General features: G+C 51.9%; 22 protein-coding genes. 10 read left to right on the forward strand and 12 right to left on the reverse strand.

What is annotated here, in order from left to right; translation table 11 throughout:
• Positions 1-410 precede the first annotated feature (410 nt).
• Together leuD and ACM1PF_RS09935 are read left to right on the forward strand one after the other, a co-directional pair.
• Positions 411-1,013 carry a 3-isopropylmalate dehydratase small subunit gene (gene leuD, locus ACM1PF_RS09930; RefSeq protein WP_416674316.1) on the forward strand — a complete coding sequence of 201 codons (603 nt, stop codon included), beginning with the start codon at positions 411-413 and terminating at the stop codon, positions 1,011-1,013.
• A 70-nt stretch (positions 1,014-1,083) separates the two neighbouring features.
• Complete coding sequence (locus tag ACM1PF_RS09935; RefSeq protein ID WP_416674317.1) at positions 1,084-1,431, forward strand: DUF2283 domain-containing protein; 348 nt, start codon at positions 1,084-1,086, stop codon at positions 1,429-1,431.
• A 102-nt stretch (positions 1,432-1,533) separates the two neighbouring features.
• Here ACM1PF_RS09935 and ACM1PF_RS09940 read toward each other — a convergent pair whose 3' ends face one another.
• The 5 genes from ACM1PF_RS09940 to prfB all read right to left on the reverse strand — a co-directional run bounded on the left by ACM1PF_RS09940 (position 1,534) and on the right by prfB (position 5,114).
• The gene (locus ACM1PF_RS09940; protein WP_416674318.1) at positions 1,534-2,142 is read right to left on the reverse strand and encodes an anthranilate synthase component II; all 609 of its coding nucleotides are present in this window, start codon (positions 2,140-2,142) and stop codon (positions 1,534-1,536) included.
• Positions 2,139-2,600 (reverse strand): diacylglycerol kinase family protein, encoded by a 462-nt coding sequence (locus ACM1PF_RS09945; RefSeq protein WP_416676611.1) that lies wholly within the window; start codon positions 2,598-2,600, stop codon positions 2,139-2,141. Before ACM1PF_RS09945 ends, ACM1PF_RS09940 begins: the two co-directional genes overlap by 4 nt.
• A gap of 147 nt (positions 2,601-2,747) precedes the next feature.
• Complete coding sequence (ybeY, locus tag ACM1PF_RS09950) at positions 2,748-3,326, reverse strand: rRNA maturation RNase YbeY (RefSeq protein WP_416676612.1); 579 nt, start codon at positions 3,324-3,326, stop codon at positions 2,748-2,750.
• A 299-nt stretch (positions 3,327-3,625) separates the two neighbouring features.
• Positions 3,626-3,886, reverse strand: coding sequence for a DUF3285 domain-containing protein (locus ACM1PF_RS09955; RefSeq protein WP_416676613.1), 261 nt, complete (start codon positions 3,884-3,886; stop codon positions 3,626-3,628).
• A gap of 96 nt (positions 3,887-3,982) precedes the next feature.
• Positions 3,983-5,114 (reverse strand): peptide chain release factor 2 gene (gene prfB, locus ACM1PF_RS09960; protein ID WP_416674319.1). Its coding sequence is split into 2 segments (ribosomal slippage): positions 3,983-5,038 and positions 5,040-5,114, totalling 1,131 coding nucleotides; the frame shifts between segments, so codons are not numbered across the junction.
• Between the two features lie 453 nt (positions 5,115-5,567).
• Here prfB and ACM1PF_RS09965 point away from each other — a divergent pair.
• From ACM1PF_RS09965 to ACM1PF_RS09975, 3 genes are all read left to right on the forward strand, one after another.
• Complete coding sequence (locus ACM1PF_RS09965; protein WP_416674320.1) at positions 5,568-7,229, forward strand: AAA family ATPase; 1,662 nt, start codon at positions 5,568-5,570, stop codon at positions 7,227-7,229.
• A 179-nt stretch (positions 7,230-7,408) separates the two neighbouring features.
• On the forward strand, positions 7,409-9,766 hold the full coding sequence (locus ACM1PF_RS09970; protein WP_416674321.1) for a protein kinase domain-containing protein: 2,358 nt from the start codon (positions 7,409-7,411) through the stop codon (positions 9,764-9,766).
• Complete coding sequence (locus tag ACM1PF_RS09975; protein ID WP_416674322.1) at positions 9,763-10,428, forward strand: hypothetical protein; 666 nt, start codon at positions 9,763-9,765, stop codon at positions 10,426-10,428. Before ACM1PF_RS09970 ends, ACM1PF_RS09975 begins: the two co-directional genes overlap by 4 nt.
• Positions 10,429-10,434: 6 nt before the next feature.
• Here ACM1PF_RS09975 and ACM1PF_RS09980 read toward each other — a convergent pair whose 3' ends face one another.
• A complete protein-coding gene (locus tag ACM1PF_RS09980; protein WP_416674323.1) occupies positions 10,435-10,635 on the reverse strand; it encodes a hypothetical protein in 201 nt (66 codons plus the stop codon).
• 113 nt (positions 10,636-10,748) lie between these two features.
• On the opposite strand from ACM1PF_RS09980, the gene ACM1PF_RS09985 reads away from it, so the two are divergent.
• Positions 10,749-12,683, forward strand: coding sequence for a DUF4394 domain-containing protein (locus tag ACM1PF_RS09985; RefSeq protein ID WP_416674324.1), 1,935 nt, complete (start codon positions 10,749-10,751; stop codon positions 12,681-12,683).
• A gap of 16 nt (positions 12,684-12,699) precedes the next feature.
• Here the strand turns inward: ACM1PF_RS09985 and ACM1PF_RS09990 are convergent, their stop codons facing one another.
• Complete coding sequence (locus ACM1PF_RS09990; protein ID WP_416674325.1) at positions 12,700-13,212, reverse strand: hypothetical protein; 513 nt, start codon at positions 13,210-13,212, stop codon at positions 12,700-12,702.
• Between the two features lie 156 nt (positions 13,213-13,368).
• Here ACM1PF_RS09990 and ACM1PF_RS09995 point away from each other — a divergent pair, with 156 nt between their 5' ends.
• On the forward strand, positions 13,369-14,976 hold the full coding sequence (locus ACM1PF_RS09995) for a peptide ligase PGM1-related protein (RefSeq protein WP_416674326.1): 1,608 nt from the start codon (positions 13,369-13,371) through the stop codon (positions 14,974-14,976).
• On the opposite strand, the gene ACM1PF_RS10000 is transcribed toward ACM1PF_RS09995, so the two are convergent.
• The 3 genes from ACM1PF_RS10000 to ACM1PF_RS10010 form a co-directional block, all read right to left on the reverse strand.
• Positions 14,931-15,362 carry a Uma2 family endonuclease gene (locus ACM1PF_RS10000; protein ID WP_416674328.1) on the reverse strand — a complete coding sequence of 144 codons (432 nt, stop codon included), beginning with the start codon at positions 15,360-15,362 and terminating at the stop codon, positions 14,931-14,933. The two genes, ACM1PF_RS09995 and ACM1PF_RS10000, sit on opposite strands and share 46 nt — an antisense overlap.
• A gap of 90 nt (positions 15,363-15,452) precedes the next feature.
• Positions 15,453-15,755 (reverse strand): fertility inhibition FinO-like protein, encoded by a 303-nt coding sequence (locus ACM1PF_RS10005; RefSeq protein ID WP_416674329.1) that lies wholly within the window; start codon positions 15,753-15,755, stop codon positions 15,453-15,455.
• Between the two features lie 264 nt (positions 15,756-16,019).
• Positions 16,020-16,490: a DUF1810 domain-containing protein gene (locus tag ACM1PF_RS10010; RefSeq protein ID WP_416674330.1), complete on the reverse strand. Its 471-nt coding sequence runs from the start codon at positions 16,488-16,490 to the stop codon at positions 16,020-16,022.
• A gap of 271 nt (positions 16,491-16,761) precedes the next feature.
• Here ACM1PF_RS10010 and uvrB point away from each other — a divergent pair, with 271 nt between their 5' ends.
• Both uvrB and ACM1PF_RS10020 read left to right on the forward strand, forming a co-directional pair.
• A complete protein-coding gene (uvrB, locus tag ACM1PF_RS10015; protein ID WP_416674331.1) occupies positions 16,762-18,828 on the forward strand; it encodes an excinuclease ABC subunit UvrB in 2,067 nt (688 codons plus the stop codon).
• 200 nt (positions 18,829-19,028) lie between these two features.
• The gene (locus ACM1PF_RS10020) at positions 19,029-19,592 is read left to right on the forward strand and encodes a hypothetical protein (protein ID WP_416674332.1); all 564 of its coding nucleotides are present in this window, start codon (positions 19,029-19,031) and stop codon (positions 19,590-19,592) included.
• 419 nt (positions 19,593-20,011) lie between these two features.
• Here the strand turns inward: ACM1PF_RS10020 and ACM1PF_RS10025 are convergent, their stop codons facing one another.
• Both ACM1PF_RS10025 and ACM1PF_RS10030 read right to left on the reverse strand, forming a co-directional pair.
• Complete coding sequence (locus tag ACM1PF_RS10025; protein ID WP_416674333.1) at positions 20,012-21,928, reverse strand: GTPase family protein; 1,917 nt, start codon at positions 21,926-21,928, stop codon at positions 20,012-20,014.
• Positions 21,929-22,231: 303 nt separating this feature from the next.
• Complete coding sequence (locus ACM1PF_RS10030) at positions 22,232-23,164, reverse strand: methylenetetrahydrofolate reductase (protein ID WP_416674334.1); 933 nt, start codon at positions 23,162-23,164, stop codon at positions 22,232-22,234.
• Positions 23,165-23,374: 210 nt separating this feature from the next.
• Between ACM1PF_RS10030 and ACM1PF_RS10035 the strand changes: the two genes are divergently transcribed.
• Positions 23,375-23,755 (forward strand): cupin domain-containing protein, encoded by a 381-nt coding sequence (locus ACM1PF_RS10035; RefSeq protein ID WP_416674335.1) that lies wholly within the window; start codon positions 23,375-23,377, stop codon positions 23,753-23,755.
• The last annotated feature ends 360 nt before the right edge of the window (positions 23,756-24,115 follow it).

Below are 24,115 nucleotides of genomic sequence, written 5' to 3' on the forward strand. Positions count from 1 at the left end.
GCGCAGCCCGTAGGAGTGAGGAGTGAGGAGTGAGGAGTGAGGAGTGCCTCTTGTGGGGTGGGCATCTTGCCCGCCCAGTCCTCTTGTGGGGTGGGCATCTTGCCCGCCCAGTCCTCTTGTGGGGTGGGCATCTTGCCCGCCCAGTCCTCTTATGGAGTGAGGGCATCTTGCCTGCCCAGTCCTCTTGTGGGGTGAGGGCATCTTGCCCGCCCAGTCCTCTTGTGGGGTGGGCATCTTGCCCGCCCAGTCCTCTTATGGAGTGAGGGCATCTTGCCTGCCCAGTCCTCTTGTGGGGTGAGGGCATCTTGCCCGCCCAGTCCTCTTGTGGGGTGGGCATCTTGCCCGCCCAGTCCGCAAAGATAGGCTTTGTTCAACGATAACTAAAACGATCTAAAGCAGAGGTTAAAGCGATGAGTCAAGTTCAATCAGTTTCCGGTCGTGCCGTTCCCCTGGTTGGGAATGATATCGACACCGATCGCATTATTCCTGCCCGCTTTCTCAAGTGCGTCACCTTTGATGGGTTAGGATCTCACGCCTTTGAAGACGATCGGGCCCAGACGGGGGGAAGTCATCCCTTTGATCAAGCTCAGTATCAGGGAGCTGAGGTGTTGGTGGTGAATCGTAACTTTGGTTGTGGCTCATCGCGGGAACATGCACCGCAGGCCATCTCCAAGTGGGGCATTAGGGCACTAGTGGGGGAAAGTTTTGCAGAAATTTTCTTTGGGAATTGCGTGGCGATGGGTATTCCCTGCGTCACCGCTGCTCCAGGTGATGTGCAAACCCTGCAAAATTGGATTGCTGCGAATCCTCAAAGTTCGGTAACGGTCGATCTGGAAACGATGCAGGTTTGCTTCGGTGAATCCTCGATTCCTGTGCAGATGGGGGAAGGTTCACGGCAGATGTTTACCTCTGGAACCTGGGATGCTTGCGGTCAACTGGTGGCTCAGGCAACTGCAATCCGGGAAACGGCAGCACAATTGCCCTACGTGAACTGGAGTCAGGCGGTGAGTTAGAGATATTGTGACTGAATTGAAAGACCTCCCAACGGCTGGGAGGTTTTGTTGTAATCTGGAAGGTTTTATTGTGAAAGAGTGTCCCTTGCCGATCGTTCCCCGCAACTTTGAGAACTGGATTAACTCATCGATTCATCCACTGCCGATTCGGAAAGAACGAATCAGGTATGATGGCTTCGATCGAGTGAAGAATCTACCCGAACAGCGGTTAAAGGGAAACACAATGAGAGTAATTTACGATACCAAAACCGATATCCTGCGAATTGTCTTTCGGGATGCGCCCGTCGAAGATTTTAGTGAAGATCGGCCGGATGTCACGGTGGAATATGATGCAGACGATGCAGTCATTGCCATGAACATCAAAAATGCCTCGAAGATTATGGATAATCCTCGATCGTTGGAACATACGATTCTTTAAAAAACTTGTAGGGCAGGCATCTTGCCTGCATAAAAGCAATGGGCATCTTGCCTGCTCGAAAGTAACCCATCCAAAACCGATCGTCCGGTTCAGCGAAGCAAGCTACCTGGAGGCGATCGGCTGCTTGAGAGAAAGCAGAAAATTCTTCAAGAGCGACTTGCCCAGCCCCGTTAAAACGCTTTCAGGATGAAACTGCACCCCTTGCAGGTGGGGATAATCCCGGTGGCGCACCCCCATAATTGTGCCATCCTCCACCCATGCCGTGATTTCCAAAACCTCCGGACAGGTCTGGCGATCGATAATCAGGCTGTGATAGCGGGTCGCAATAAAGGGATTCTCCAGTCCTGCAAAAACGCCTTGCCCCGTGTGGTGAATTGGCGAAGTTTTGCCGTGCATTAGCTCAGGAGCGGTAGTAATAGTTCCACCAAAGCAGTGACCAATCCCCTGATGTCCTAAACAGACTCCCAAGACTGGATGGGTTGTGCCTAATTGCCGAATCACGTCCAGGGAAATGCCCGATTCCTCTGGATGCCCTGGCCCCGGAGAAATCACAATCCCGTCTGGCGCGAGTTGCTGAATTTGCTCCAGGGAAATTTGATCATTGCGATAAACCTGAACCTCAGCGGCGACTGGAATTTCTTTTCCTAGCTCCGCGAGGTACTGCACCAGGTTATAGGTAAAACTGTCGTAATTGTCGATAACGAGGATCATAGGAAAGACGGTAATCGCTCCATCAGCGGTGGCAGCAATAGGGAACAGGCAACCACGATCGCCGCAAAGGCTGAAATCAGGACGGCTCCTGCGGCACAGTCTTTAGCGATTTTAGCGAGTTCGTGATAGGTTTGCCGAACGGTAAGGTCAACCACGGATTCAATTGCTGTGTTGAGGAGTTCCATGGTTAGAACCGCTCCGATCGTCAGCCCGATAATGGCAATTTCGACCCGACTTAACTCCAAAGTGATGCCAAGGATGATTGCGGCAATCCCCACTACTAGATGAATCCGAAAGTTGCGCTGTGTCTGAAAAGCATAACTGACTCCTGCCCAGGCATACCGAAAGCTTGTGAACAAGTTTGCAGCCACTTGCCAGGATAGATCTCGGTTGGGCGTTCCAGGCTGGGGAGTCCGAAGTTTTGTATCTTTGGCTAAATCTTGAGTCGTGGACGACATACTGACCTGGGGTAATAAATACAGCTTGATGGAGGGGCGATCGAGTAGAAGCAGAAGACGGTGTACAGAACCTTTTACCCGAAACGGCACCTACTAAAACAGTGATACATAAAATGAGCTGACGTAAGTGTCTATTGGCTGACTATATTACACCTCTTCTGGTGGGTTATTTCGGTATTCTAGCTGTAATAACTGCTGGATTGAATCAGCGTGAACAGTCAGACCCACTGTTTTCAGTAGATTCTCCTGCTGTTCTAGCATACGCGCTAAACCCAATTCATCGGGGTGATCCCATCCCAAAAGGTGCAATAAAGCATGGGCAGCTAGCCAAGCCAACTCGTGCTGAAGGGAATGACCTAGCTGAGAGGCTTGCCGTTGCGCCGTTTCTACTGAAATCACAATATCTCCCAGATATAGGGGATCGGGGGAGACATCGCTCAATGGAGAATACGATTGAGGATAGTCTACCTCCAGGGCGGCAAAGGCTAATACGTCTGTAGGTTGATCTTTCTGGCGATACTGCCCATTGAGCGATCGAATGTCTGCATCATCTGTGAGCCGGAGACTCAGTTCGTAGCCAGAATAGGGGGGGAGCTCTGCCTGAAGCTGCTCTAGCCAGGTCTGAAACCAGGTTTCCCAAGTTGACTGGGCGATCGGTGAAGGGGGGCGATCCTGCTGATGTTGCTCCAGATTGGGATCCAGATCTCGATCTAGATCGGGATCCAGTTGTTGCCCTGCATCTGGGCGATCGACATCCAGTTCAGATCTTTCTTGCTCAGACTGTTCTTGATCCGGCTGTTCTTGATCAGATTCTTCTTGAGCAGACCGAGGAGAATCTAGACTGGCAAAAAAATAGTCCTGGACTGTGACTTCAACGGTGACAGGCAGGACGGGAGAATGGCTCATGTTTTGTTCCCTGGTTTGTTCTGAGGAGCATGGCTTAATAACCCGTGCAACTTACTTCGCTGACTGGGCGGACAAGATGCCCACCCCACAAGAATTCCAGATTATTAAATTCGCAGTCCTTAGCGCGTTAAGTAAGCCAGACCTACCAATAGGGTCAATAGTCCGATCGTGGTCAGGGTAAAGTGATAGAGCGACTTGCCCCGCTTTCGTACCATATTTCGCATCGCCAGTTTGACGTAGCTGGGTTTGGCTTCAGGGGTTGTCTGCGCTGGAGGGAGTGCCTCGGTAGACTCTGGAACGCCTGGAGTAGAGGGGCGGGCCACTTTGGGGACTTCAGGAGCCTGGGGAGTTGGCGCATCGGCAAAGACCGGATCAGCCATGGGAGAGGGAGTTGGTTCACTCATAGGTCAAGATCAAGATAGACACATCAATCCACTATTGTTCACTCTAGCAACCCATCCATTCCTGCTGGATGGTCAAACGGTACTGCTGGTTTCCACTAGCTGATTTTCCTGGCGCAGACAGGTTTCGATAAACAGATCCAGCTCACCATTCATCACATCCTCAATCGCCGTCGTTTCAGTTCCCGTCCGCAGGTCTTTCACCAGTTGGTAGGGATGGAACACATAGTTACGGATCTGGTTACCCCAGGCCGCTTCGACCATATCTCCCCGAATGTCGGCAATTTCCTTGGCCCGCTGTTCTTCCGCAATCACCAGTAGTTTGGCTTTCAGGAGTGCCAGAGCTTTCTCCTTGTTCTGAAGCTGCGATCGTTCCTGGGTACAGCGCACCGCTAATCCCGTTGGTAAGTGAACGACCCGCACGGCCGTTTCCACCTTGTTGACGTTCTGCCCCCCCTTGCCGCCTGCCCGCGAGGTGGTAATCTCCAGGTCTTTCTCGGGAATGTCCAGATTAATGGCATCGTTATCCAGGATGGGCATCACTTCTACGCCCGCAAAGCTGGTTTGTCGCTTCCCGTTGGCATTGAAGGGGGAAATTCGCACCAGGCGATGGGTTCCCTTCTCCACCTTGAGATAGCCGTAGGCATAGCGTCCTTCAATTTCCAGGGTGGCCGACTTAATTCCAGCCTCGTCCCCTTCAGACAGTTCCGCCATCCGCACCTTGTAACCGTGGGCTTCTCCCCAACGGGTATACATTCGCAGCAGCATTTCTGCCCAGTCCTGTGCATCCGTTCCGCCTGCCCCAGCGTTGATGGTCAACACGGCTCCATTGGCATCATGGGTTCCCGCAAGCAATTGTTGTAATTCCCATTGATCGAGATCACGACTCAGGTGGGTAATGTTAGATTGGGCCTCCTGGAGGAGAGCTTCATCTGCTTCTAACTCCAGCAACTCCAGGATGGCCCTTGTGTCTTCCAGGCTGGACTGCCACCGCTCAAATTGCTGAAGGTGGGATTTCAGCTCGTTCAACTCTTGCAAGGTTGTTTGGGCCCGGGTCTGGTCATCCCAAAATTCGGGCTGGGCGGCTCGTTGTTCCAGATCTTCAATTTTTGCGGTCAGTGCCGGAACGTCAAAGATAGTCCTGGGTCGTACCCAGGCGATCGGACAACACTTCAACTTCCCGCTTAATCTCCAGAGTTTCTAGCATACGTAACTCGATTAACTCAATTAACTCAATTTAAGGGTAAACAGCTTCAGGGTAAAAGCAAAATGCGATCGGTTCCGCCAATCATCAGCTGATCTATCCAATCAGACGAGCAGACGATCGTTTAGGAGCGTGGATTGAACAACCTGTAAAGCGTTTTACTTCGCTGACTGGGCGGACAAGATGCCCACCCCACAAGAATTCCAGATTATTCAGTTCGCATTCCTTAGACAACCAGCCTTACCTATCGCTCATGATCTATTATCACGCATCCCCCAATTATCCTGCTATGGTCTCTCACTCTGGTTGTTTGCAGTTTGATGTAGTGCGCCCTGTTTGCAGTTTGTATGGGTGATGCGTCCTGATGACAGGCAGGATGCCTGCGCTACGGGGATCTATTTCCGACTCCCGACTTTCAATTTGCCAAAATAGACTAAACCGATCGCACGGACTGCTATGACGATTGACCCATCTGACATTTCTGGGGGATTTGCTGATAACTGGGCATACTTGCGTACTGAACTGCGCTGGCTGGATCAGGTATTGATGATGGCAGTGGCGCGGCAGCGGAAGGAAACCCATGACGTGGAGCGGTTGTCCCAGTCAAAGGCCGATCGGGCCACGAGTGCCTGGTGGAAGGGGATTATTACCACCGAAGGGAAAGCCGTTTACGATGAACATCGACAGCCCCAAAGTGGCGTTAAAGCCAGCTATCACCAACAGTTAGAAACTCGCATTCAGTCTAGTTTGCAGAAGGGCGTTCTCCTGGCCCTGCCAGCCCTGCGCGATCGATTGAAGTTAACGCTGTTTGAAAAAAATCTGGTGCTGATGAGCCTGGCCCCAGAGGTGAACCGTCGCTATGCCCGGCTTTACCGCTATCTGCAAGGAGATGATCTGCCGAGCAAAACCGATCTGCCTACCCTGGATCTGGTGCTGCGGCTAATGTGTCGAAACGATAGTGAATGGCGATCGGCCCGTCATCGGTTAGTCTCTGCTTCGCCTTTGATTCAGCTCAACCTGCTGCAATTCTCACCGCAAGCGAACGATAGCCTGTTGAACTATCCCCTGAAACTCTCGACCTCTGTTGTGAACTATCTCCTGGCAGAGCAGCCTACCCCGGAATCCCTGGAGGCTTTACTCCAAAAACCGATCGCCCTGCCTCCTGCCTCGCCTCAGTTTCTGCGTCGATCGAGCGGAACCGCAGATTGGGCCGATTTAGTCCTGCCAGAATCCCTCCGGTCTACGCTGCACCATTGCGTTCAGCAGATTCAGGGACAGGCTGAAGCCGAGAAGCGGTGGGGGATTCTCCCTCAGAGTGAGGTTCCTGGAGCAATTGCCCTGCTGATGGGGGCAAGGGGAACCGGGAAAACGCTGGCGGCAAACGTGATGGCCCGATCGCTGCAATCTCCTTTGTATCAGGTGGATTTGGGATTGATTGAGCCAGAAGACTATCCGCAACTGCTAAAGGAAATTGCAAAGCAGGCTCCCGCTGTTCTTTTAATCAAATCGGCTCACCATTGGATCGGGCGATCGGGCTGGATTTCTCCCACGGCAATTCGGCAATTTCTGACCCAACGCCGACAGGTAAAAGGACTCACTTTACTGACCGTAGATCACGCAGCAGCCGTTCCGGTGCAATGGCGGCAGTCGGTTGATCAGGTTGTGTCGTTTCCCCTACCCAATCCAGACGATCGCCTCCAGCTCTGGCAGCGAGCTTTTCCGGCTAAAGTGCCCCTGAGCCAAAGTATTGATTGGGAACGGCTGGCCCAGGTTGGGTTGAGTGGTGGGGAAATCCTCAAGCTGGCTCAAGCCGCTATGGCACAGGCTGCTGCCGTGGGAGCAGATCAGATTGAAATGGCACACCTGGCCACCGTGTTAGCTCAAAAAGGGAAGGCATTTAACAAAAAAGCTGCTAGCAAAAAGGCTTCCAGTCAAAAGGTTTCTGACAAAACACCAACGGTGGCCAACCCCCAACCTGCCCCGGAGCCGATCGATCCAGAGCCGATCGATCCAGAGTTGATGAATCCAAAGCCAACCATTGAACCCGCCTCAGATGCAGCGATCGAGCATTTGCCCCCAAAATCCCGCAAATCAACTCGGAAGAAGTCGGCAAATTAAAACGGTTCCTTTAGCAAACACCCCTGAGTGAGAGTTTTCGCCCATCATTCTGCAAAATATGACTATTGGGAGGGGGAAGGGTTAAGCTGGAATCACAACTGATGATTGATGATTGATGATTCATGCTTCAATCATGAATAAAATTCATTCCTGCTGATCGAAGGGACAGTGATTGGCCGATGGGTGCAGTACTTGCGGGACACTATCATGTCGTTAAGCCCTTAGGAAGTGGTGGGTTTGGGCAGACATTTCTGGCACGGGATAGCCACTTACCCGGACAGCCGCTTTGTGTCGTTAAACAATTTAAGCCCCGGTTTACCTCGTCGGATTCGCTGCACGTTGCCAAACGACTATTTGACCTGGAAGCCAGAACCCTTTACCAACTGGGGAATCATGATCAAATCCCCCGGCTGTTGGCCCATTTTGAGCAGGATGGGGAATTTTATCTGGTTCAGGAGTATGTGGAAGGTTGGTCGCTCGATCGAGAATTGGAGCAAAAAGGCCAACTCACAGAAGCAGAAGTCCGCCAGCTTTTACAGGATATTCTCCACGTCCTGACCTTTGTGCATGGACAACAGGTGATTCATCGAGATATCAAACCCTCTAACCTGATCCGGCGCAAACGCGATCGCAAAATTGTCTTGATCGATTTTGGAGCCGTCAAGCAGGTCAATACAGAGAAACAATCCTCATCGGGGCAAACTAGCCTGACAGTGGCGATCGGCTCACCGGGATATATGCCCGTGGAACAACAATCATCCCTACCCCACTTCAGTAGTGATGTGTATGCGGTCGGCATGGTGGGGTTACAGGCATTGACCGGGTTCAACCCCAGGGATTTACCCAAAAGTGGGCAAACTGGAGAAATTGACTCCTCGCAACTGGCCGTTAGCCCTGAACTAGCTGCCATCTTGGACAAAATGGTGCGCTACGACTACCGCGATCGCTACCAGGATGCCGGGGAAGCCCTGGAAGCTTTATCCACGCTGCACAATGCCTATTCCAGCGATGAAACGGCGGTCTTTGCCAATGAACTCCCAGCAGAAATTCCCAGTGCCCTCCTGCGAAGTTTAGATCCAGAACCCATCGATCAATCGATCGCCCAGAGCTTCAACCCCAGCCTTAACCCGGATATTGTGCGCTACGATGCGGACCCTGGGAGCAAGTCCGGTCAGCCAGAGGATGACTTGATGACGGAACCGGAGATTGAACCCGATGAGGAAACCCGTCCGCCTGATATGGCTCCCCGGTTGATTCAGTTTTTGCCCCAGGTCAGCAAATTAAATTTACCTGAGCCACACCGCAAGCAGTACTCAAACCAGTCAGCCATTGGCTCGCGGCAAGAATACCGCAACCGTCAGGCTCTCCTGTCTAAGGTGAAGCACTATTGGGTCAAGGGTGTTCTGGAAACCTCGCTGCATGATCAGGTGCTGGTGGTGCTGGGCATGGAAGATCGCTCAGATATTGTCTCCTCTCCCTGGAATCTATCCTGGCAAACGCCTCAGCAGGCTGAACGGACTTTACCCCAGGGAACGCCGATCGTTTCAATTTTTGATCAGTTGGGCACAGGGCGATCGCTGTTGATCCTGGGAGAACCGGGAGCCGGAAAAACCACATCGCTCTTGCAGCTTGCACGCGAGCTAATCAGTCGGGCTGAACTGGATGCTGAACAGTTGATTCCAGTCGTACTGAACCTGTCGTCCTGGGCGGGGGGAAATCAGAGTATCGCCGATTGGGTGGTGGAGGAACTGACCAAAAAATATCAGGTGCCGCAAAAGATCGGGCGACCCTGGGTAGAACAACAGCAGCTTTTACTCTTGCTGGATGGATTAGATGAGGTGCGAACGGAGCATCGGGATCAGTGTGTCGCAGCAGTCAATCAATTCCAGGAACAATACGGCACGGAAATGATTGTCTGTAGCCGGATTCGAGATTATGAGGCCCTATCCAATCGGCTGAACTTGCAAACGGCGGTTTATCTGCGATCGCTCACCCCAGCTCAAATTCAGCAATATCTCAATAGCCTGAGCGGTGACTTGACGGGATTAAAATCTCTGCTGAAAGAAGATGCCGCCTTACAGGAACTGGCCCAGTCTCCCCTGATGCTCAATATTATGGTGCTGGCCTACCAGGGCATTGGAGCGGAGGATCTGGATGAAACGCTGGTGGTGGAAGAGCGACGACGGCAGTTGTTTAATGCCTATATTGAGCGCATGTTCAAACGGCGCAGCCTGGATCAAACCTATTCTGAGGCAGAGGCGATCGGCTGGTTGTCCTGGTTAGCCAAGCAAATGCTGCAACAATCCCAGAGCGTGTTTTTGATCGAACACCTCCAACCCGCCTGGTTACAGACGCGATCGCAACAGCGCAACTATCGCATCGGCACGGTTTTATCCGGCATTTTAATGGGGGTTCCCTTCGGCATCATTACAGGCGGCATGACCAACGGCATCATGGAGGGCTGGCAAAGCGGAGTCATTAAGGGGATCATGAATGCCCTGATTTTCGCCTGGCCTTTGGTCTGGTTGCCGGATTGAGCAAGCTCGACATTGATACCGTGGAGACGCTGAAATGGTCTTGGCGCGAAGCCAGACGGAGCCTGATCACAGGCTTTAGAAATGGCATTCCGCTCGGTATTGTGGCAGGTTTAATCTTTGGCATTATCAGCGAACTTGCACCTCAGGTGACTCCTGGACAGGTCAGCCGCCAGGTGGGCAGTGGGCTGTTCCTGGGCATGGTGGGTGGGATTACCGCAGGTATTGTGGGGGGATTAATCTACGGACTGACCCACGGGCTACGCGGTTCTGTGATTGAAACCAAAACGGTTCCTAACCAGGGAATTTGGCGCACGTTGATGAGTGCTGGGATTGGAGGACTCATCGGTGGTGTCATTGATACGATCGTCATTGCAGTGGTTTATAGCCTATTGTTGGGCTGGCAGATTGGCCTGATCTACGGCCTCAGCTACGGCTTTTTTGGGGGACTGATTGCAGGATTCATCTTTGGGGGTGGACTCGCCTGCTTCAAACATCTGGTCTTGCGAATTATTTTGTACCGCGATCGATACATCCCCTGGAACTATTCCCGCTTTCTGGATCACGTTGCCGGACGGGTCTTTCTCCAAAAAGTAGGCGGTGGCTACCTCTTCGTCCACCGATTGTTGCTGGAACATTTTGCCCATATGCGCGGTATGGGCTAATCGCAGTTAGGTACAGTTAGACGGCGATCGAAACCAGATCAACACCAGATCAACAAAATCCTCCATCCACTCTCCCACCCACATTCCCACTGAGTAACTTTCATCACCCAGTAATTTTTCCGTGAAGATTGGGAATGCTGGGTACGGTGCTACTTGGAAATAGCTAGACAGACTTCTAGCCAGATTTTTGACCATCAACGTCCACATTAATCAATTTTTGTGCAGGGGCAGGATAGAGCGCAGGTATTCAAAGAGCTGCTGGTAGTTTTGCCGTTTTTTGTACCGAACTCAACCAATTTTTGTGGAAGGAACTCAGGATAATGACGAAGAATCCAGGTAACAAATTTTCGAGTGCTTTGAAGGTCAACCTGAAGAATGGGCGGTTTTCCTACAAGGGACTCCTAAATGAGTCAAACGAAGGGCATCTCTACCGATTCAAAACCCAAAACCGCTGCAATTTTGATTTGTCCCTGGGGCGGGTCAATGGCAATGCCGAGCTGACGCTGATTAACCGTAAGGGTAAAATAATTGCCCGATCGGATGAGAAGGATGGCAAGCCCGAATTTATCCGGCAGCGGTTGAACGCAGGGGTGTACTTCCTGCGAGTGGGACGGATTAGCGGTGAGTTTCGCTATCACTTCAAGAGTCGGGTGGTTGAACTGGCAGGGAAGAACTTCCGTCAGGCACTCCAGGTAAAAACGACAAAAACCACCAGCAGTACTGGTGTTAGCACAAAACCCCTGAGCTACTTTGGCAGCATTAGCAAGGAGAACAACACCGCATTCTACCAATTCAACCTGAGCGATCGCAGCACGTTCCTGGGGCTTCTGGAAGGGTTGAGTGCCAATACTGAGATTGAGCTATACGACAGCAAGCGGACGCTGATCACCGTGGCGAGCGGTTCCCAAAAGTCCTCTGGCTTACTGAATCAGGTATTGGAAGCGGGTTCCTATTTCATCAAGATTAAAGTTAAGGGCGGCAGCACCAACTACAAGCTGAAGCTGGGCTTTAACTCCATTGCCAGGGGTCTATTCAATATCAGTGATCCAACCCGCCTGATTGGCTTAGGATCCAGTGCTGCCTTCTCAGATCAGTTCTTTGGGGCGATCGGTTCTCGCGTCCTGGATGATGTTTACAAAGTCAACCTGGATACGCCCAGCAGCTTGAACCTGGTGCTGGATGGACTACAGGCGGATGCCAATTTGCAACTCTTGAGCAGTGATGGCACTGTGCTGGTAAATTCCACCAATCCAGGCACCGAGAAAGACTTAATCAGCCAAAATTTGAAGGCAGGCACTTACTATATCCGAGTGCTACCCGGTGAAGGGGGACTGCCCACTCGCTACAACCTGAATGTGTCCCTGGGAGCCTTGAAACTATTTGGCTTGTCGGACAACAATACTCTGCTGGCCTTCAATCCAGATCAGCCCAACGCTGCCGTGGATATTGCTGTGAGTGGGTTAGCTGCCAATGAAACCCTGCAAAGCATTGATTTTCGTCCAGCCACCGGGGATCTGTACGGCTTGAGCAGTGCCAATCAGCTCTATACGATCGACCTGAAAACTGGAGCAGCGAAATCTGTAGGATCGGCTCTGAATCCAGCTTTAACTGGAACTGCCCTGGGATTGGACTTCAACCCAACCGTCGATCGCCTGCGAGTCGTCAGTGATGCTAAGGAGAACCTGCGGCTGGTGCCCACAACGGGAAGCCTGGCAGGAACCGATACCGTTCTGTCCTATGCCAGCGGTGATGCGAATGCTGGAGCCACTCCCGCCATTACCGCAGTGGCCTACACCAACAACTTTGCCGGGACACCCACCACCACCCTCTACGGCATTGATACGACGCTGGGGACTCTGGTACGCATCGGCGATCTCAACGGTAGCCCCACTTCACCCAACAGCGGTCAATTGTTCACAGTCGGCTCCCTGGGGGCAACGTTTGCACCCGGCACAGGGTTTGATATCTTCACCGATCGCAGCCTGACCAACACAGCCTACGCCCTTTCTGGCTCCACGCTGTACAGCATTAACCTGACCACAGGATCGGCGACCAGTGTTGGCATGGTGAGTCTGGCGGTGCCACCTGCTACTTCCAGCCCACTGACTTCCAGCCCATCTTCTAGCCCATCTTCTAGCGCATCACCAACACCAACCGTCACTGCAACAACTGAGGCGATCGGCTCCCCATCCGCCGACTCAACCTCAACTGCTCCCACTCCGCTGACCTTAATTGGTTTAACGGCAAGGGTTTAGGCAGGACGGTAAGGCATTAATCATCAAACCCCTCGTCATCATCTCGAAACATATTGAGGTCGATGCTAGCGAGGTTGCTGACTCCCATGTAGTAATCTGACTCCAAAAATCGATCGCTCACAGGCTGGGGCGATCGGTTTTTGGTGGATTGACTCTTGCTGGACTGGCTTCTGCTGGATTGGCTTCTGCTGGATTGGCTTCTGCTGGACTGCCGTTTCGACCTCTTGCTGCCAGACTTCCGGGTAGACTGCTTCGCAGCGGGAGGTCGTACCGGAGGCAGAGCGGGTTCAGGATCCAGGGTCATATCGTTTTTCAGCATCTTTTTGAGTGCGTGTTTCCAGAGCTTTGCCTGCTCTGGATTGGGGTAAACGCCCAGCAAAAAGATCAGCTCGTTCTTAGACTTTTCCTTCAGGTCAGATGCAATCCGATTTCCCAGCAGACAAACAGCACGGTTGATGTCTTCGGGATCATTCGGAACTCTCGGTGGTAAATTTACGAACTTAGGGAATTGATTTTCGTTGAACGTCATAGCTCCAACTTGTAATTCTGCCAAGATGGTTTAATTTTTTGTATTTTGGACAGTGTAGTACGTTCTGAGGGTATTATGGCAACCTAAAGCCAGATTCCATAAGGCAATGATCTCGATTAAGATCGCTAATACTTTTATTGAAACGGGGCTGAGATTATGCAAAGTCTGGCACTCTCGTCAGGGGGCAACGCTCAGGCGGAGCGGTTTGGCCAACTCAAAGCACAATTGCTCAACAATTGGGATGTACTAGATGATCTCAATGAGGGAGACTGCGATATCCTCGTCGTACCTTCGCTCAGTTTGGATCAGCAAGAGCTACGCAAAATTAAGGGAGTCCATCATTACGAAGAACGGCTTTTGTTCTCTTTGATCCGATTGCGAAACCCACGCACTCGGTTAATTTACGTAACATCTCAGCCTATCCATCCTAGCGTTATTGACTATTATCTACAACTTTTACCCGGTGTGCCCTTTTCCCACGCCCGCGATCGCCTGCTATTGTTCTGTACCTATGATGCATCCCTCCAGTCTTTAACCCAAAAGATTCTCGATCGCCCTCGCTTAATGGAAAGACTGCGCCGTTCCATTCGGCATCAGCGATCGTATATGACCTGCTTCAATGCCACCCCCCTGGAGCGAGAGTTGGCCGTCAAGTTGGATATTCCAATGCTGGCTCTGGATCCTGACTTACTGTATTGGGGCACGAAAAGCGGCAGTCGGCAAATCTTTGCGGAGGCAGGGATTCCCCATCCCGACGGCAGTGAGCTGGTGTGGAATGTGGATGACCTGGCGGCGGCGGCGGCGGATTTGTGGGAACGTCAGCCGGAACTGAAGCGGATGGTGGTGAAGCTGAATGAGGGGTTTTCTGGCGGAGGAAATGCGCTGCTGGATTTGCGTTCCCTACAGTCGGTTGCGCCCGGTTCTGCGTCCACTGCGGCTCGAACTGCGGCGATTCAGGAGCGATTTGAGTTTTTGGGATTTCAGGTGAGTGATGAAACCTGGATGCACTTCAGCAGTCGGATTCCTGAATTAGGAGCGATCGTGGAAGCGTTTGTGGAAGGGGAGGAGAAGCGATCGCCCAGCGTCCAGGGCTATATCACTCCTACAGGAGAAGTTGAAATCCTATCCACCCACGACCAGATTTTGGGTGGCCCGGACGGTCAGGTATTTCTGGGCTGTACGTTCCCGGCTGATGAGGTCTATCGCCTGCGGCTTCAAGATTACGGCTTGCAGGTGGGGAAAAATTTGGCAGAAAAAGGGGCGATCGAACGGTTCAGCCTGGACTTTATTGCCGTGCGTTCTCCAGAGACATCAAAGTGGGATTTGCAGGCGATCGAAATTAACCTGCGTAAGGGGGGCACAACCCATCCATTCATGACCCTGAAGCTGTTGACCTATGGGCGATACGATGCGGCGACAGGATTGTTTTATAGCCAGCAGGGAACCCCCAAGTACTACCGAGCAACGGATAACTTATCTCATCAGAACTATCGCGGGCTGACCCCAGGCGACCTGATGGATATTATTGCCCAGCACGACCTCCACTTTTACAGCACGACGGAAACGGGAACCGTGTTTCACTTAATCGGTTGTCTATCGGAGTTTGGCAAGGTGGGATTAACCAGCATTGGGAATTCCCATCAGGAAGCGGAGATCCTTTATCGAAAGGTGATTCAAGCCCTGGATCAGGAGGCCCAGGCAAACATTAATCCAGATACCTACCTGCCAGCCCCAACCTTTATGAGGAATGAGATTTCTCGATAGTTGGAAGTTGCATAAACCCTACGCTTGACCTCCAGATCCTTCTCCAGGCTGGAGTTAGAGAATTCGATCAGCCAGAAGATGTTTTCTGGGTAGGGATGATGTGCATCATATTCATCATCCAGGGGTTGTACGACGGCAATATCGGGTTCCGGCTCGGATTGGTCAGAGAGCGTCAGCGGTTTACCTTCTCGAATCTCTACCCGATCGCCGAGTAGCTGCCTGAGGTAATTGGCTCCTTTGGTACTCCGGTTGGCGTGGGAGGTTCCTTCAGGAGGCATCTCAATGATTGCTCCGTTCAACAATTCCACATGGCGATCGTCGAGAATCCCGGCTTCAACCATGCGGTGATAGTCGTCTACAGTCCATTTGGCAGTAGTGATGGTCATGGGATTACCTTCTGAAATTACCTCCACTGATGCTCTGAGGGTTGGCAGCTTCTAGCGTTTACCTTCCTGGCTGTGGGTTATGGACTGCCTTCAACTGGCTGTGGGTGCTGGCTTTGGCTCCTTGGGCTTGCGTTCAAACACCTGAATATTGGGTTCGCTCAACACAAACCCCTTGGCAGTCTGTGCCCCAATCTTGCCTGCGATCGCCGCGACCCACATGGGGAAGTTGGCTTGGGCCTCTTCCAGCTTTTTCCAAATTTTAGGCTTGACCGTAACGCTGACGACATGGGTGCCACAGTCAATTTCAAAATGCTTCCAGTTGTTCTCAACGGTTTCAGCTTCAGGCAATTCGTTGATTTTGATGGTGACTTCTAACTTTCCCTCTACTGGCATGATGCGTTCTCCTATCCGTTATTGGGGTGCTGCCGATCGCGCCACACTGGGTGGATTGCCCGCACCTCGGCGATGCTTTGACGGTTGCGCTGAGGTTGAACGATCGCACCAGTGGGTGGTCGTTGTTCCTGTGGCGACCAGTCCTCAGTGGGTGGGCCTTAGGGAATCGATCGGCAAATTTCTGTTTAAGTTTCAGTTCTACCAGAAAAGGAGTCCTCTGTGCAGTCGGAGCACCGTCTTTATCGACACTATTTTTTGGAAGCTTCAACCATTTGTCCCCTCGCCTGATTCGTTCAGCAGACGCAGCGTTTCGGAGTCCCGCTGATCCCGGAAAAATCGATCGAGCAGTTGATGGAACACCGATCCTGCAGGGGAGATGGCGGCAAACAGAGTTGCGCAGGATTTTAGTTTTCGATCGTCCGGGGAACCGAAGATCTGGTTCGCCGATCGTCCCACTACGCCGAGGGCAGCTTCAGCACACTCAATCAGCCGTGCCCCTAAAACCGGATGGTCTAGATAGGCTCTGGCCTCTGCCAGGCTTTTGATGGCGTAAGTTTTGGAGGTTGGACTGGATCCCAGCCCATCGAACTGCGGGAAGATGAACCACATCCAGTGCGTCTTCTTCTGTCCATCTTTGATTTCGGCAAGTGCCTGCTCATAAACCGGGTTCTGCGCCTGCACGAAGCGATTCAGGTTATGGGGATCATTCGCGCCATCAAAAGTCTTGCTGGTCATCACTGAATTTGTCCGCATTACTTGATTTGTCCGATCGATTAATGTTATCTTGTCCCGCTATAGCTGTCTTTTGGGTCTATCATCTCAAAAGAGAGCTGGCCTTCGTTAGAGAATTCGTCTCTAGCGGAGGCTTAATATTATTCCCTGACAGCCACCCAACGAACCCTGGCCGTAAGATTGTCCGAAGGTAGTTTACCTAACCCCCAACCCGGAAAAAACTCGCTACGATCGCTAGTACCTCCTCTACCTGCCAATCTTCCGAGTTCTCCCTATGTCAGAGTTTAAAATTCAGGCACCCTTTGAGCCCAAGGGGGATCAGCCCAAAGCGATTCAGCAACTCACCCAGTTCGTCAATGCAGGGCATCCGTTTCAAACCCTGCTGGGAGCAACGGGAACTGGAAAAACCCACACCGTTGCCCGCGTGATTCAGAATGTCGGCAAACCCACCCTTGTCTTAGCCCACAACAAAACCCTGGCAGCCCAACTGTGTAATGAGCTGCGGGAGTTCTTTCCTGACAACGCGGTCGAATATTTCATTAGCTATTACGACTATTACCAGCCAGAGGCCTATATTCCCGTCACCGACACCTACATTGCCAAAACCGCTTCGATCAACGAAGAAATTGATATGCTGCGGCACTCGGCTACCCGATCGCTGTTTGAACGGAAGGATGTGATCGTGGTTGCTTCCATTAGCTGCATCTACGGGTTGGGGATTCCGTCGGAGTACTTGAATGCATCGATTCCTTTTAAAGTGGGGATGGAGGTGGATCAACGGCAAATTCTGCGGGATCTGGCAGCGGTACAGTACGAGCGCAACGATCTGGATGTGGGACGGGGACGGTTTCGAGTGAAGGGGGATGTGCTGGAGATTGGCCCCGCCTACGAGGATCGGCTGATTCGGATTGAATTTTTTGGGGATGAAATTGACGCGATTCGCTACATCGATCCGATTACGGGCGAAACCTTGCAGAGCATGGATGCGTTGAATGTCTATCCGGCTCGCCACTTTGTCACCCCCGACGATCGCCTGGAGGAAGCCTGTGATGCGATCGAGCAGGAATTGAAAGCGCGGCTGGAGGAACTGGAAAAAGAGAATAAGCTCCTGGAGGCCCAGCGGTTGGAGCAGCGCACCCGCTACGATCTAGAAATGCTGCGGGAAGTGGGCTATTGCAACGGCGTGGAAAACTATGCCCGACACCTGGCGGGACGAGTCGCAGGTTCTCCGCCTGAATGTCTGGTGGATTACTTCCCCGACGATTGGCTGCTGGTGATTGACGAGTCCCACGTCACCATTCCCCAACTGCGCGGTATGTACAACGGCGATCGATCGCGCAAACTGACGCTGATTGATCACGGGTTTCGCCTTCCCAGTGCGGCGGATAACCGTCCCCTCAAAGCCGAAGAATTTTGGCAAAAGGTAAATCAATGTATTTTTGTTTCTGCCACACCGGGGAACTGGGAATTGGAGATTTCCGAGGGTAAATTTGATGTAACTGGGGAAGGCAAAACCGAAACCAGGCTCTACCTTCCGGGAACGGGGCGCGTGGTGGAGCAGGTAATTCGTCCGACGGGCGTGGTTGACCCCGAAATCTTTGTCCGACCGACCGAGGGGCAGATTGATGACTTGCTGCATGAAATTCAGGAGCGGGTGCAAAAGAACGAACGAACCCTCGTGACCACCCTGACCAAGCGCATGGCGGAGGATCTGACGGAATACCTGCAAGAAAGGGCGATTCGAGTCCGCTACCTGCACTCTGAAATTAACTCGATCGAACGGATCGAAATCCTCCGGGATTTGCGGCAAGGAGAATTTGATGTCCTGATTGGCGTGAACCTGCTGCGGGAAGGGTTGGACTTACCGGAAGTGTCTCTGGTGGCGATACTGGATGCTGACAAGGAAGGATTCCTGCGGGCAGAACGATCGCTGATTCAGACGATCGGACGGGCGGCACGTCATGTTCGGGGGCAGGCAGTACTTTACGCGGATAATCTGACCGACAGCATGGCTAAGGCGATCAGCGAAACGGAACGTCGGCGCGCGATTCAACTGGAATACAACCAGAAACACAACATTACCCCCCAACCCATTATCAAACGGCAAAGCAATGCGATTCTGCAATTCCTGGAGGTCTCTCGTCGATTAACCACCCAGGAACTGGAGCAGGCCTATGAGCAAGCCGATGATCTGCCCCTGGAAAACATTCCCGACCTGATTGTGAAACTGGAAACGGAAATGAAGGAAGCCGCCAAGCAATTGGAGTTTGAAGAAGCCGCTAAATTACGCGATCGGATCAAGCATCTCCGCGATCGGCTGTTGGGTAAACATCAGGCGTAAACTCTTGCCCTGGGAGGATGGATCATCCAACCCGAAAGTTGCATCAAATTGCATCTGTGACAACCGGGCACAGTCAAATCCTGCCGTTGCCGATCAAGATTTTCTCTGATTGATCTTCCTTCTCCCACGAATTACTTGCTACTTTTGCAGATCATAGGCATAGTTGAAAGTATCCTGAGGACAGTCCAGAGGATAGTGGGATGAGTAATGGGGAAATCGATCGACTGCCCGTCAATCAGCTAACGGAACGTTACAACCTGGTCAGAAGTGCGGTATACAATCGGCTGGAGGCACTGAAGATCAAACCGGAGCGGATCGGGAATAGAGCCTACGTCAACGCCAAACAATTGCGGTTTTTAGATGAACTGCATCAATTTATTCAGTCTGGTGGTACAACGGCTGAATTTCTGGAAATGAAAGGCATTGCCAAGGAAGAACCTGAACCTCCAGAAATGTCCTCTGGACTGTCTACTGTTCAACCGGACATCATCAAATTGGTCACGATGATCGCCTCTGAACTGGTTTCCAAGCTGCAACCCTCCAGCCCTGAACCGGATCCCCTCGCCTACTTTGAAGCCCTGGAACAGGCGGCTCGTAACGGCTGGCTCCTCAGTACGGCTGAATTGGCTTATCTGTTGGATCTTCCTCCCCTAACTATTCGCCAATCGGGCGATCGATTTTGTGAAGCTGGATTTGTCTTCACCCATGCGGGCTTTCGGGCCGATGGAGATCTAGCGTGGAGAGTCTCGAAGCTATACAATTGAAAGAGCCAGCACAAAGGCTGGCTGAGTTACTCTGGTAGCGTCTTTACTTTTACTTTTACTTACTTTGGTGATGTTGGTGTTTGCACTGGCATCACCTTAGTTTTTGGTGATGGGCTGTCAGTCGCTCTGGCTTTTGTCCGCCAGCAGGAGCATAACCCACCAGTGGGGGCGGTTCTCCCTGAACCCTCCAGCCTTATAAATTTACTTTACCATGTCCAGAGGATTTTCCACCGGACTGTCCTGTGAATTTTCCAGAGGATTTTCCACCGGACTGTCCTGTGGACAGTATCTCCTTCATTCAGAAACCTGTGAACAATTTGTGAACCGCCCCTGGGGTGAACCGTTCCTGGGCGTAGCACAAGGCAGAGGGAGGATCCATAGGATGCAAAGGGTTCAACTGGGTGAATGGTTGAAGTTCGTTACTCCAGATAATACTCAAACCGTTGACGGAGTTGGGCGATCGAAAGATCCTGCGTCCAGTATTCCACCAGGGCATGACCAAAGGCCCAGGCATTGCGATCGGGGCTGGAGGTATTTTCGAGCAGCAATGGCCAGAGGGCACGCAAATCAAAGCTGATTTCTGTCGGATGATCGGAGAGTTCGACCCCTTTACTGAATAAGGAAAACAAATCGTAGGCCATTTGGAGCTTGCCAATAACGACCGGAAGTTGCTCAACGGGAATCTGCTCTGCCAAAACGTAGGCAAGGGCAGGCGATCCGGTCGTCAGCGTCGAGACGAATTGCAGAACCGGACTTTTTAGGAGCGCAGTGATTCCTTGAGTCGTGGTCAGCTGGAAGGTGTAGTGGTCGATAATTTTGGCTGCGGCGACTGTGCGGCTTTCCAGGTTATCTAAAAATCGTGCCAGACGAATCTGCTTGGCGGGATCGATCGCCTCCATCAATGCCACTGATAGGACATCATCCCCCCAGGCGGTGCGGTTTGCCTGAAGATCTCCGGTCACAACGGGTAAAACTCGATTGCAGTACTCGCCCAGCCGATCCGCTCGATACTGGGTAGCTTCCCGGATTGAGATTTCCTTAGGTCGATCGCCCCCTTGCCAGTCGTAGGGAGGTTCCCATTCCCGCATGGGCCGCAGCCGATCCACCTGAGTCACAATGGCAACGGCAGGCAGGTTCGGTACGTCCGTTTTCAAGTCCTTGAGAAAATCTGCATCCATCTGCAATGCCGGATCAAGGGCAGGAGTCACCAGCAGCAGTAAATCCGCTGTCGCTGCATAATCCAGCACCAGTTCCCGCAGATCCGATCGGCTCACCTGTTCATAGCCCGGAGAATCCCATAGGGTTAACGTTTCTCCCGTGGGCACTTCCCAGTGATAGCTTTGAATCCGATCGGTGCTGGGCAGCACATCCACTTCCGCGCGATCGGACTGAAACAGGGTGTTGATCAGGCTACTTTTGCCTGCGCCAGTACGGCCCACCAGCAGCAGATTAATGGGTTTCTGCTCCACGGCTTCAACGGGTTGTGCCTGGGTCAAAATTTCTCGTAACGTTTGGGTTTTCGCCTTGGGCAGAGACGGAGTAGCCTTGGAAGTTGTCTCACTGGCTCGCTTGCCGCTGTAGAGGAGAACCGCTTGCCGCGACAAATTGCGCAGGGCAGATTCGCGCAGTAAATGACCTAAATTCACCAAAAGTTGTTGAGTCGCCCGATCGCTTGACTGTTGGCTGACCTGCCGGGCTGCCGCCGCCGCCGGATTAAAAACCCACTGCACCCACGTCCAGGTACGCCAGAGCTTACGGGCAGAGGGTTCTAGCTGTTGATACACTTCATAGGCTTGAACGGCCTGTCCTACGGTCACCTGATTCAATACCGGGGACAGCTTTTGCATCCACTGATCGACATCATCCACCGTGCCCCGAATCAGCCCATAAGCCTGAGGAATGTAAATATTCAGCAAAGGATATTTGACAGTGGGGTAATAGATGTGGGCGATCGCGTTGACCAGTTCCTGACAGCGTTTCCAGAACCGTTCCCAATCTTCCCAAATCGGTGGATCGGTCTGGGCAGCGGCGAGTACCGTTTGTAAAGCTTGCTCTGCCTGATTGGCAACTTCTCCTGGAGCCTGAGTCGCAGCCTCTCGCTCGGCTTGCAGATCCTCCTCCACTTCTGCCACCACGGCCTGCATTTGCTTCAGGGCAGGCTGAGTCCACTGCACTAACAACCACCGCCAACCAACAAACACCAGGGTAAACACCGCCCAAATCCAGTTTATTCCCCAGGCATGAATCTGCGATCCTGCCGCCACCAGCAAAAACCCAATCACTCCGGCGATCGGGAGTCCGAGTCCAAGCCATTGCCACCACTTTAATCGCACCATTTGAGTTACACCATTTGAGTTACACCATTTCGTCTCTAAGTACCCATCGTTTTCACCCGGTCATGGTTCTCGATCGAGGCTGTGGGAAGCCCCTCACCTGTTCAGGATGACCCTGATCGGGGGACGACGACAAAAATCGCGTTACTTGACATCTCTATTTAAAGATTAGAATTTAAAAATGAAAAAAGCCCCCAACTGGTCTCGTTTGAGGGCTTGGAGTTCCTGAAAATCGTCACTGAGCTAATAATGGCAACCTGGAGAAAAATTCACAAGAGGGGCGAGACCCATCTTCTGCTCCCTTGCCTACGGCTGAATTGGCTTAATTCCAGCCCGATCGAGAATTTCTGGAATTAAATCTTCTCGACGAACTGCCATCATATGAACGCCCTGGCAAAGTTGTTGGGCTGTTTTAACTTGCTCTGCGGCAATCGTAATCCCTTCATCCAGGGGATTGGTCGCTTGAGCTAAACGATCGATAATATGCTGCGGGATTTGGACACCAGGTACGTTTCGATTGATGAATTGAGCATTTTTAGCTGACTTTAACAAGAAAATTCCGGCCAGAATGGGCCGGTTGCAGCCAACGGCAATCTGATTCATGAATTTCTCCAGGCGATCGAAATCTGAGATCAGCTGGCTTTGAAAAAATTGCGCTCCGGCTGCCAGTTTGCGTTCAAACCGACGCTGTAACCCAGACCAACTGGGACATTGAGGATCAACCGCTGCCCCCACGAACAGTTCCGTCGCTCCATCGTTCATGGACTTGTCGTTCAGATCAAAGCCTTGATTCAGCTTACCAATGAGCTTCAACAACCGCACCGATTCCAGGTCAAACACACTTTTGGCCGTTGGATGATCCCCAGCTTTCACCGGATCTCCCGTTAACGCTAAAACATTCCGAATCCCCAATGCCTGTGCCCCCATCAGGTCAGCTTGCAGGGCAATCACATTGCGATCGCGGCAGGCAATTTGATAAACCGGTTCCAACCCACGCTGCACCAAAACGGCGGAAGCAGCCAGCGAGGACATCCGCAACACCGCGCGGCTCCCATCGGTGACATTCATGGCGTGAACTCGTCCCTGTAACCGCATCGCCATATCCACCATGTGGGAAACATTTCCTCCCTTCGGCGGCATCACTTCAGCCGTCACCAGAAATTCGCCTGCATGAACAGCACGACAAAACCGAGAGGGCACAGGATGATGAGGTGAGGGCTGAGCGCGTAAATCAGACATAAGCTAAATTGAATCGAGATCTAATCGTACAGTGATCAACCAAGGAACCTTAAGGGTTATTTAAGTATTGTCAGCCAGTATGCCTCAGTTTGCTACCGTCTGGCATCCCCTACGGCAAGATATTAAAGTTGCCATAAAGCTTCTACTGAAACCCCTGTAGAGCCTTTAGAAAACGGCAAACTGTAGGTGAGCACCATCCCCAGGAGTCCTATGAAGCAAACTGCCCTGCGCCAAATCCCGGAAGAGTCAGTGTCCCACAATCCAGCCATCAAAAAGAAGGTGATGCTGCGTCTGGGGGATTTACCCCATCTCACAAATTTTTCTCAGGCGCGATTTGCCCCCGGTCAGATTGCTGCTGCCCATGCCCATCAGGATATGTGTGAGGTGTTTTTTGTAGAGTCTGGAACGGGAGTTATTCAAGTGGATGGGCAGGACTATGTGCTAGAGGCGGGTGTATGTATTGCGGTAGAAACTGGAGAAGTGCATGAAGTGAAAAATACTGGCAGTGAAGAATTGGTATTAACTTACTTTGGATTGCGATCGGAGGCTAACTTAGCACCATCAGCCCACAAAACAGGTTGCACAATTTAAGTTTTTGCCTTAGCATGACGAAGGCACTTGGAGATTTTTCTAAGTCAGCCAATCTTTTATTTCTACTCTAGGAGAACGATCGCAATGGATGCCTCTGGTAGTAGTTGCTTAACTACAAATCAGAAATGGGTTCCATCTGATGAAGAACCACACCATAGTTGCCGCTGTGGTCAGTGGACGATCGCTTTGATGAATTTGGCTTTGGCTCTGGGATAGAGCTTTGCGGTTCATCTCTGGTCGCTGCTGGGCACGGCGACTGTGAATCAGGGAGATGAGCCATGAAATTAAACAATCAGTTGAGTAATTTTCCATCAATTAAACAGGCACATCCTGCATTTGTAGCAGGGTGAAGATTAACCT

This window comes from Egbenema bharatensis FJBBOT/2019, assembly GCF_048077055.1.
GTDB lineage: Bacteria > Cyanobacteriota > Cyanobacteriia > Elainellales > Elainellaceae > Egbenema > Egbenema bharatensis.

Excerpts from the sequence above, each read along its gene's own strand:
- ACM1PF_RS10025 (WP_416674333.1), bottom strand. The coding sequence starts at position 21,928 with ATGGTGCGATTAAAGTGGTGGCAATGGCTTGGACTCGGACTCCCGATC.
- ACM1PF_RS09955 (WP_416676613.1), bottom strand. The coding sequence starts at position 3,886 with ATGGCTGATCCGGTCTTTGCCGATGCGCCAACTCCCCAGGCTCCTGAA.
- ACM1PF_RS09945 (WP_416676611.1), bottom strand. The coding sequence starts at position 2,600 with ATGTCGTCCACGACTCAAGATTTAGCCAAAGATACAAAACTTCGGACT.
- ACM1PF_RS09995 (WP_416674326.1), top strand. The coding sequence starts at position 13,369 with ATGCAAAGTCTGGCACTCTCGTCAGGGGGCAACGCTCAGGCGGAGCGG.
- ACM1PF_RS09980 (WP_416674323.1), bottom strand. The coding sequence starts at position 10,635 with ATGTGGACGTTGATGGTCAAAAATCTGGCTAGAAGTCTGTCTAGCTAT.
- ACM1PF_RS09940 (WP_416674318.1), bottom strand. The coding sequence starts at position 2,142 with ATGATCCTCGTTATCGACAATTACGACAGTTTTACCTATAACCTGGTG.
- ACM1PF_RS10010 (WP_416674330.1), bottom strand. The coding sequence starts at position 16,490 with ATGACCAGCAAGACTTTTGATGGCGCGAATGATCCCCATAACCTGAAT.
- ACM1PF_RS09985 (WP_416674324.1), top strand. The coding sequence starts at position 10,749 with ATGACGAAGAATCCAGGTAACAAATTTTCGAGTGCTTTGAAGGTCAAC.
- ACM1PF_RS10030 (WP_416674334.1), bottom strand. The coding sequence starts at position 23,164 with ATGTCTGATTTACGCGCTCAGCCCTCACCTCATCATCCTGTGCCCTCT.
- ACM1PF_RS10000 (WP_416674328.1), bottom strand. The coding sequence starts at position 15,362 with ATGACCATCACTACTGCCAAATGGACTGTAGACGACTATCACCGCATG.
- ACM1PF_RS10020 (WP_416674332.1), top strand. The coding sequence starts at position 19,029 with ATGAGTAATGGGGAAATCGATCGACTGCCCGTCAATCAGCTAACGGAA.
- ACM1PF_RS10005 (WP_416674329.1), bottom strand. The coding sequence starts at position 15,755 with ATGCCAGTAGAGGGAAAGTTAGAAGTCACCATCAAAATCAACGAATTG.
- ACM1PF_RS09990 (WP_416674325.1), bottom strand. The coding sequence starts at position 13,212 with ATGACGTTCAACGAAAATCAATTCCCTAAGTTCGTAAATTTACCACCG.
- uvrB (WP_416674331.1), top strand. The coding sequence starts at position 16,762 with ATGTCAGAGTTTAAAATTCAGGCACCCTTTGAGCCCAAGGGGGATCAG.
- ACM1PF_RS09970 (WP_416674321.1), top strand. The coding sequence starts at position 7,409 with ATGGGTGCAGTACTTGCGGGACACTATCATGTCGTTAAGCCCTTAGGA.
- leuD (WP_416674316.1), top strand. The coding sequence starts at position 411 with ATGAGTCAAGTTCAATCAGTTTCCGGTCGTGCCGTTCCCCTGGTTGGG.
- ACM1PF_RS09965 (WP_416674320.1), top strand. The coding sequence starts at position 5,568 with ATGACGATTGACCCATCTGACATTTCTGGGGGATTTGCTGATAACTGG.
- ACM1PF_RS10035 (WP_416674335.1), top strand. The coding sequence starts at position 23,375 with ATGAAGCAAACTGCCCTGCGCCAAATCCCGGAAGAGTCAGTGTCCCAC.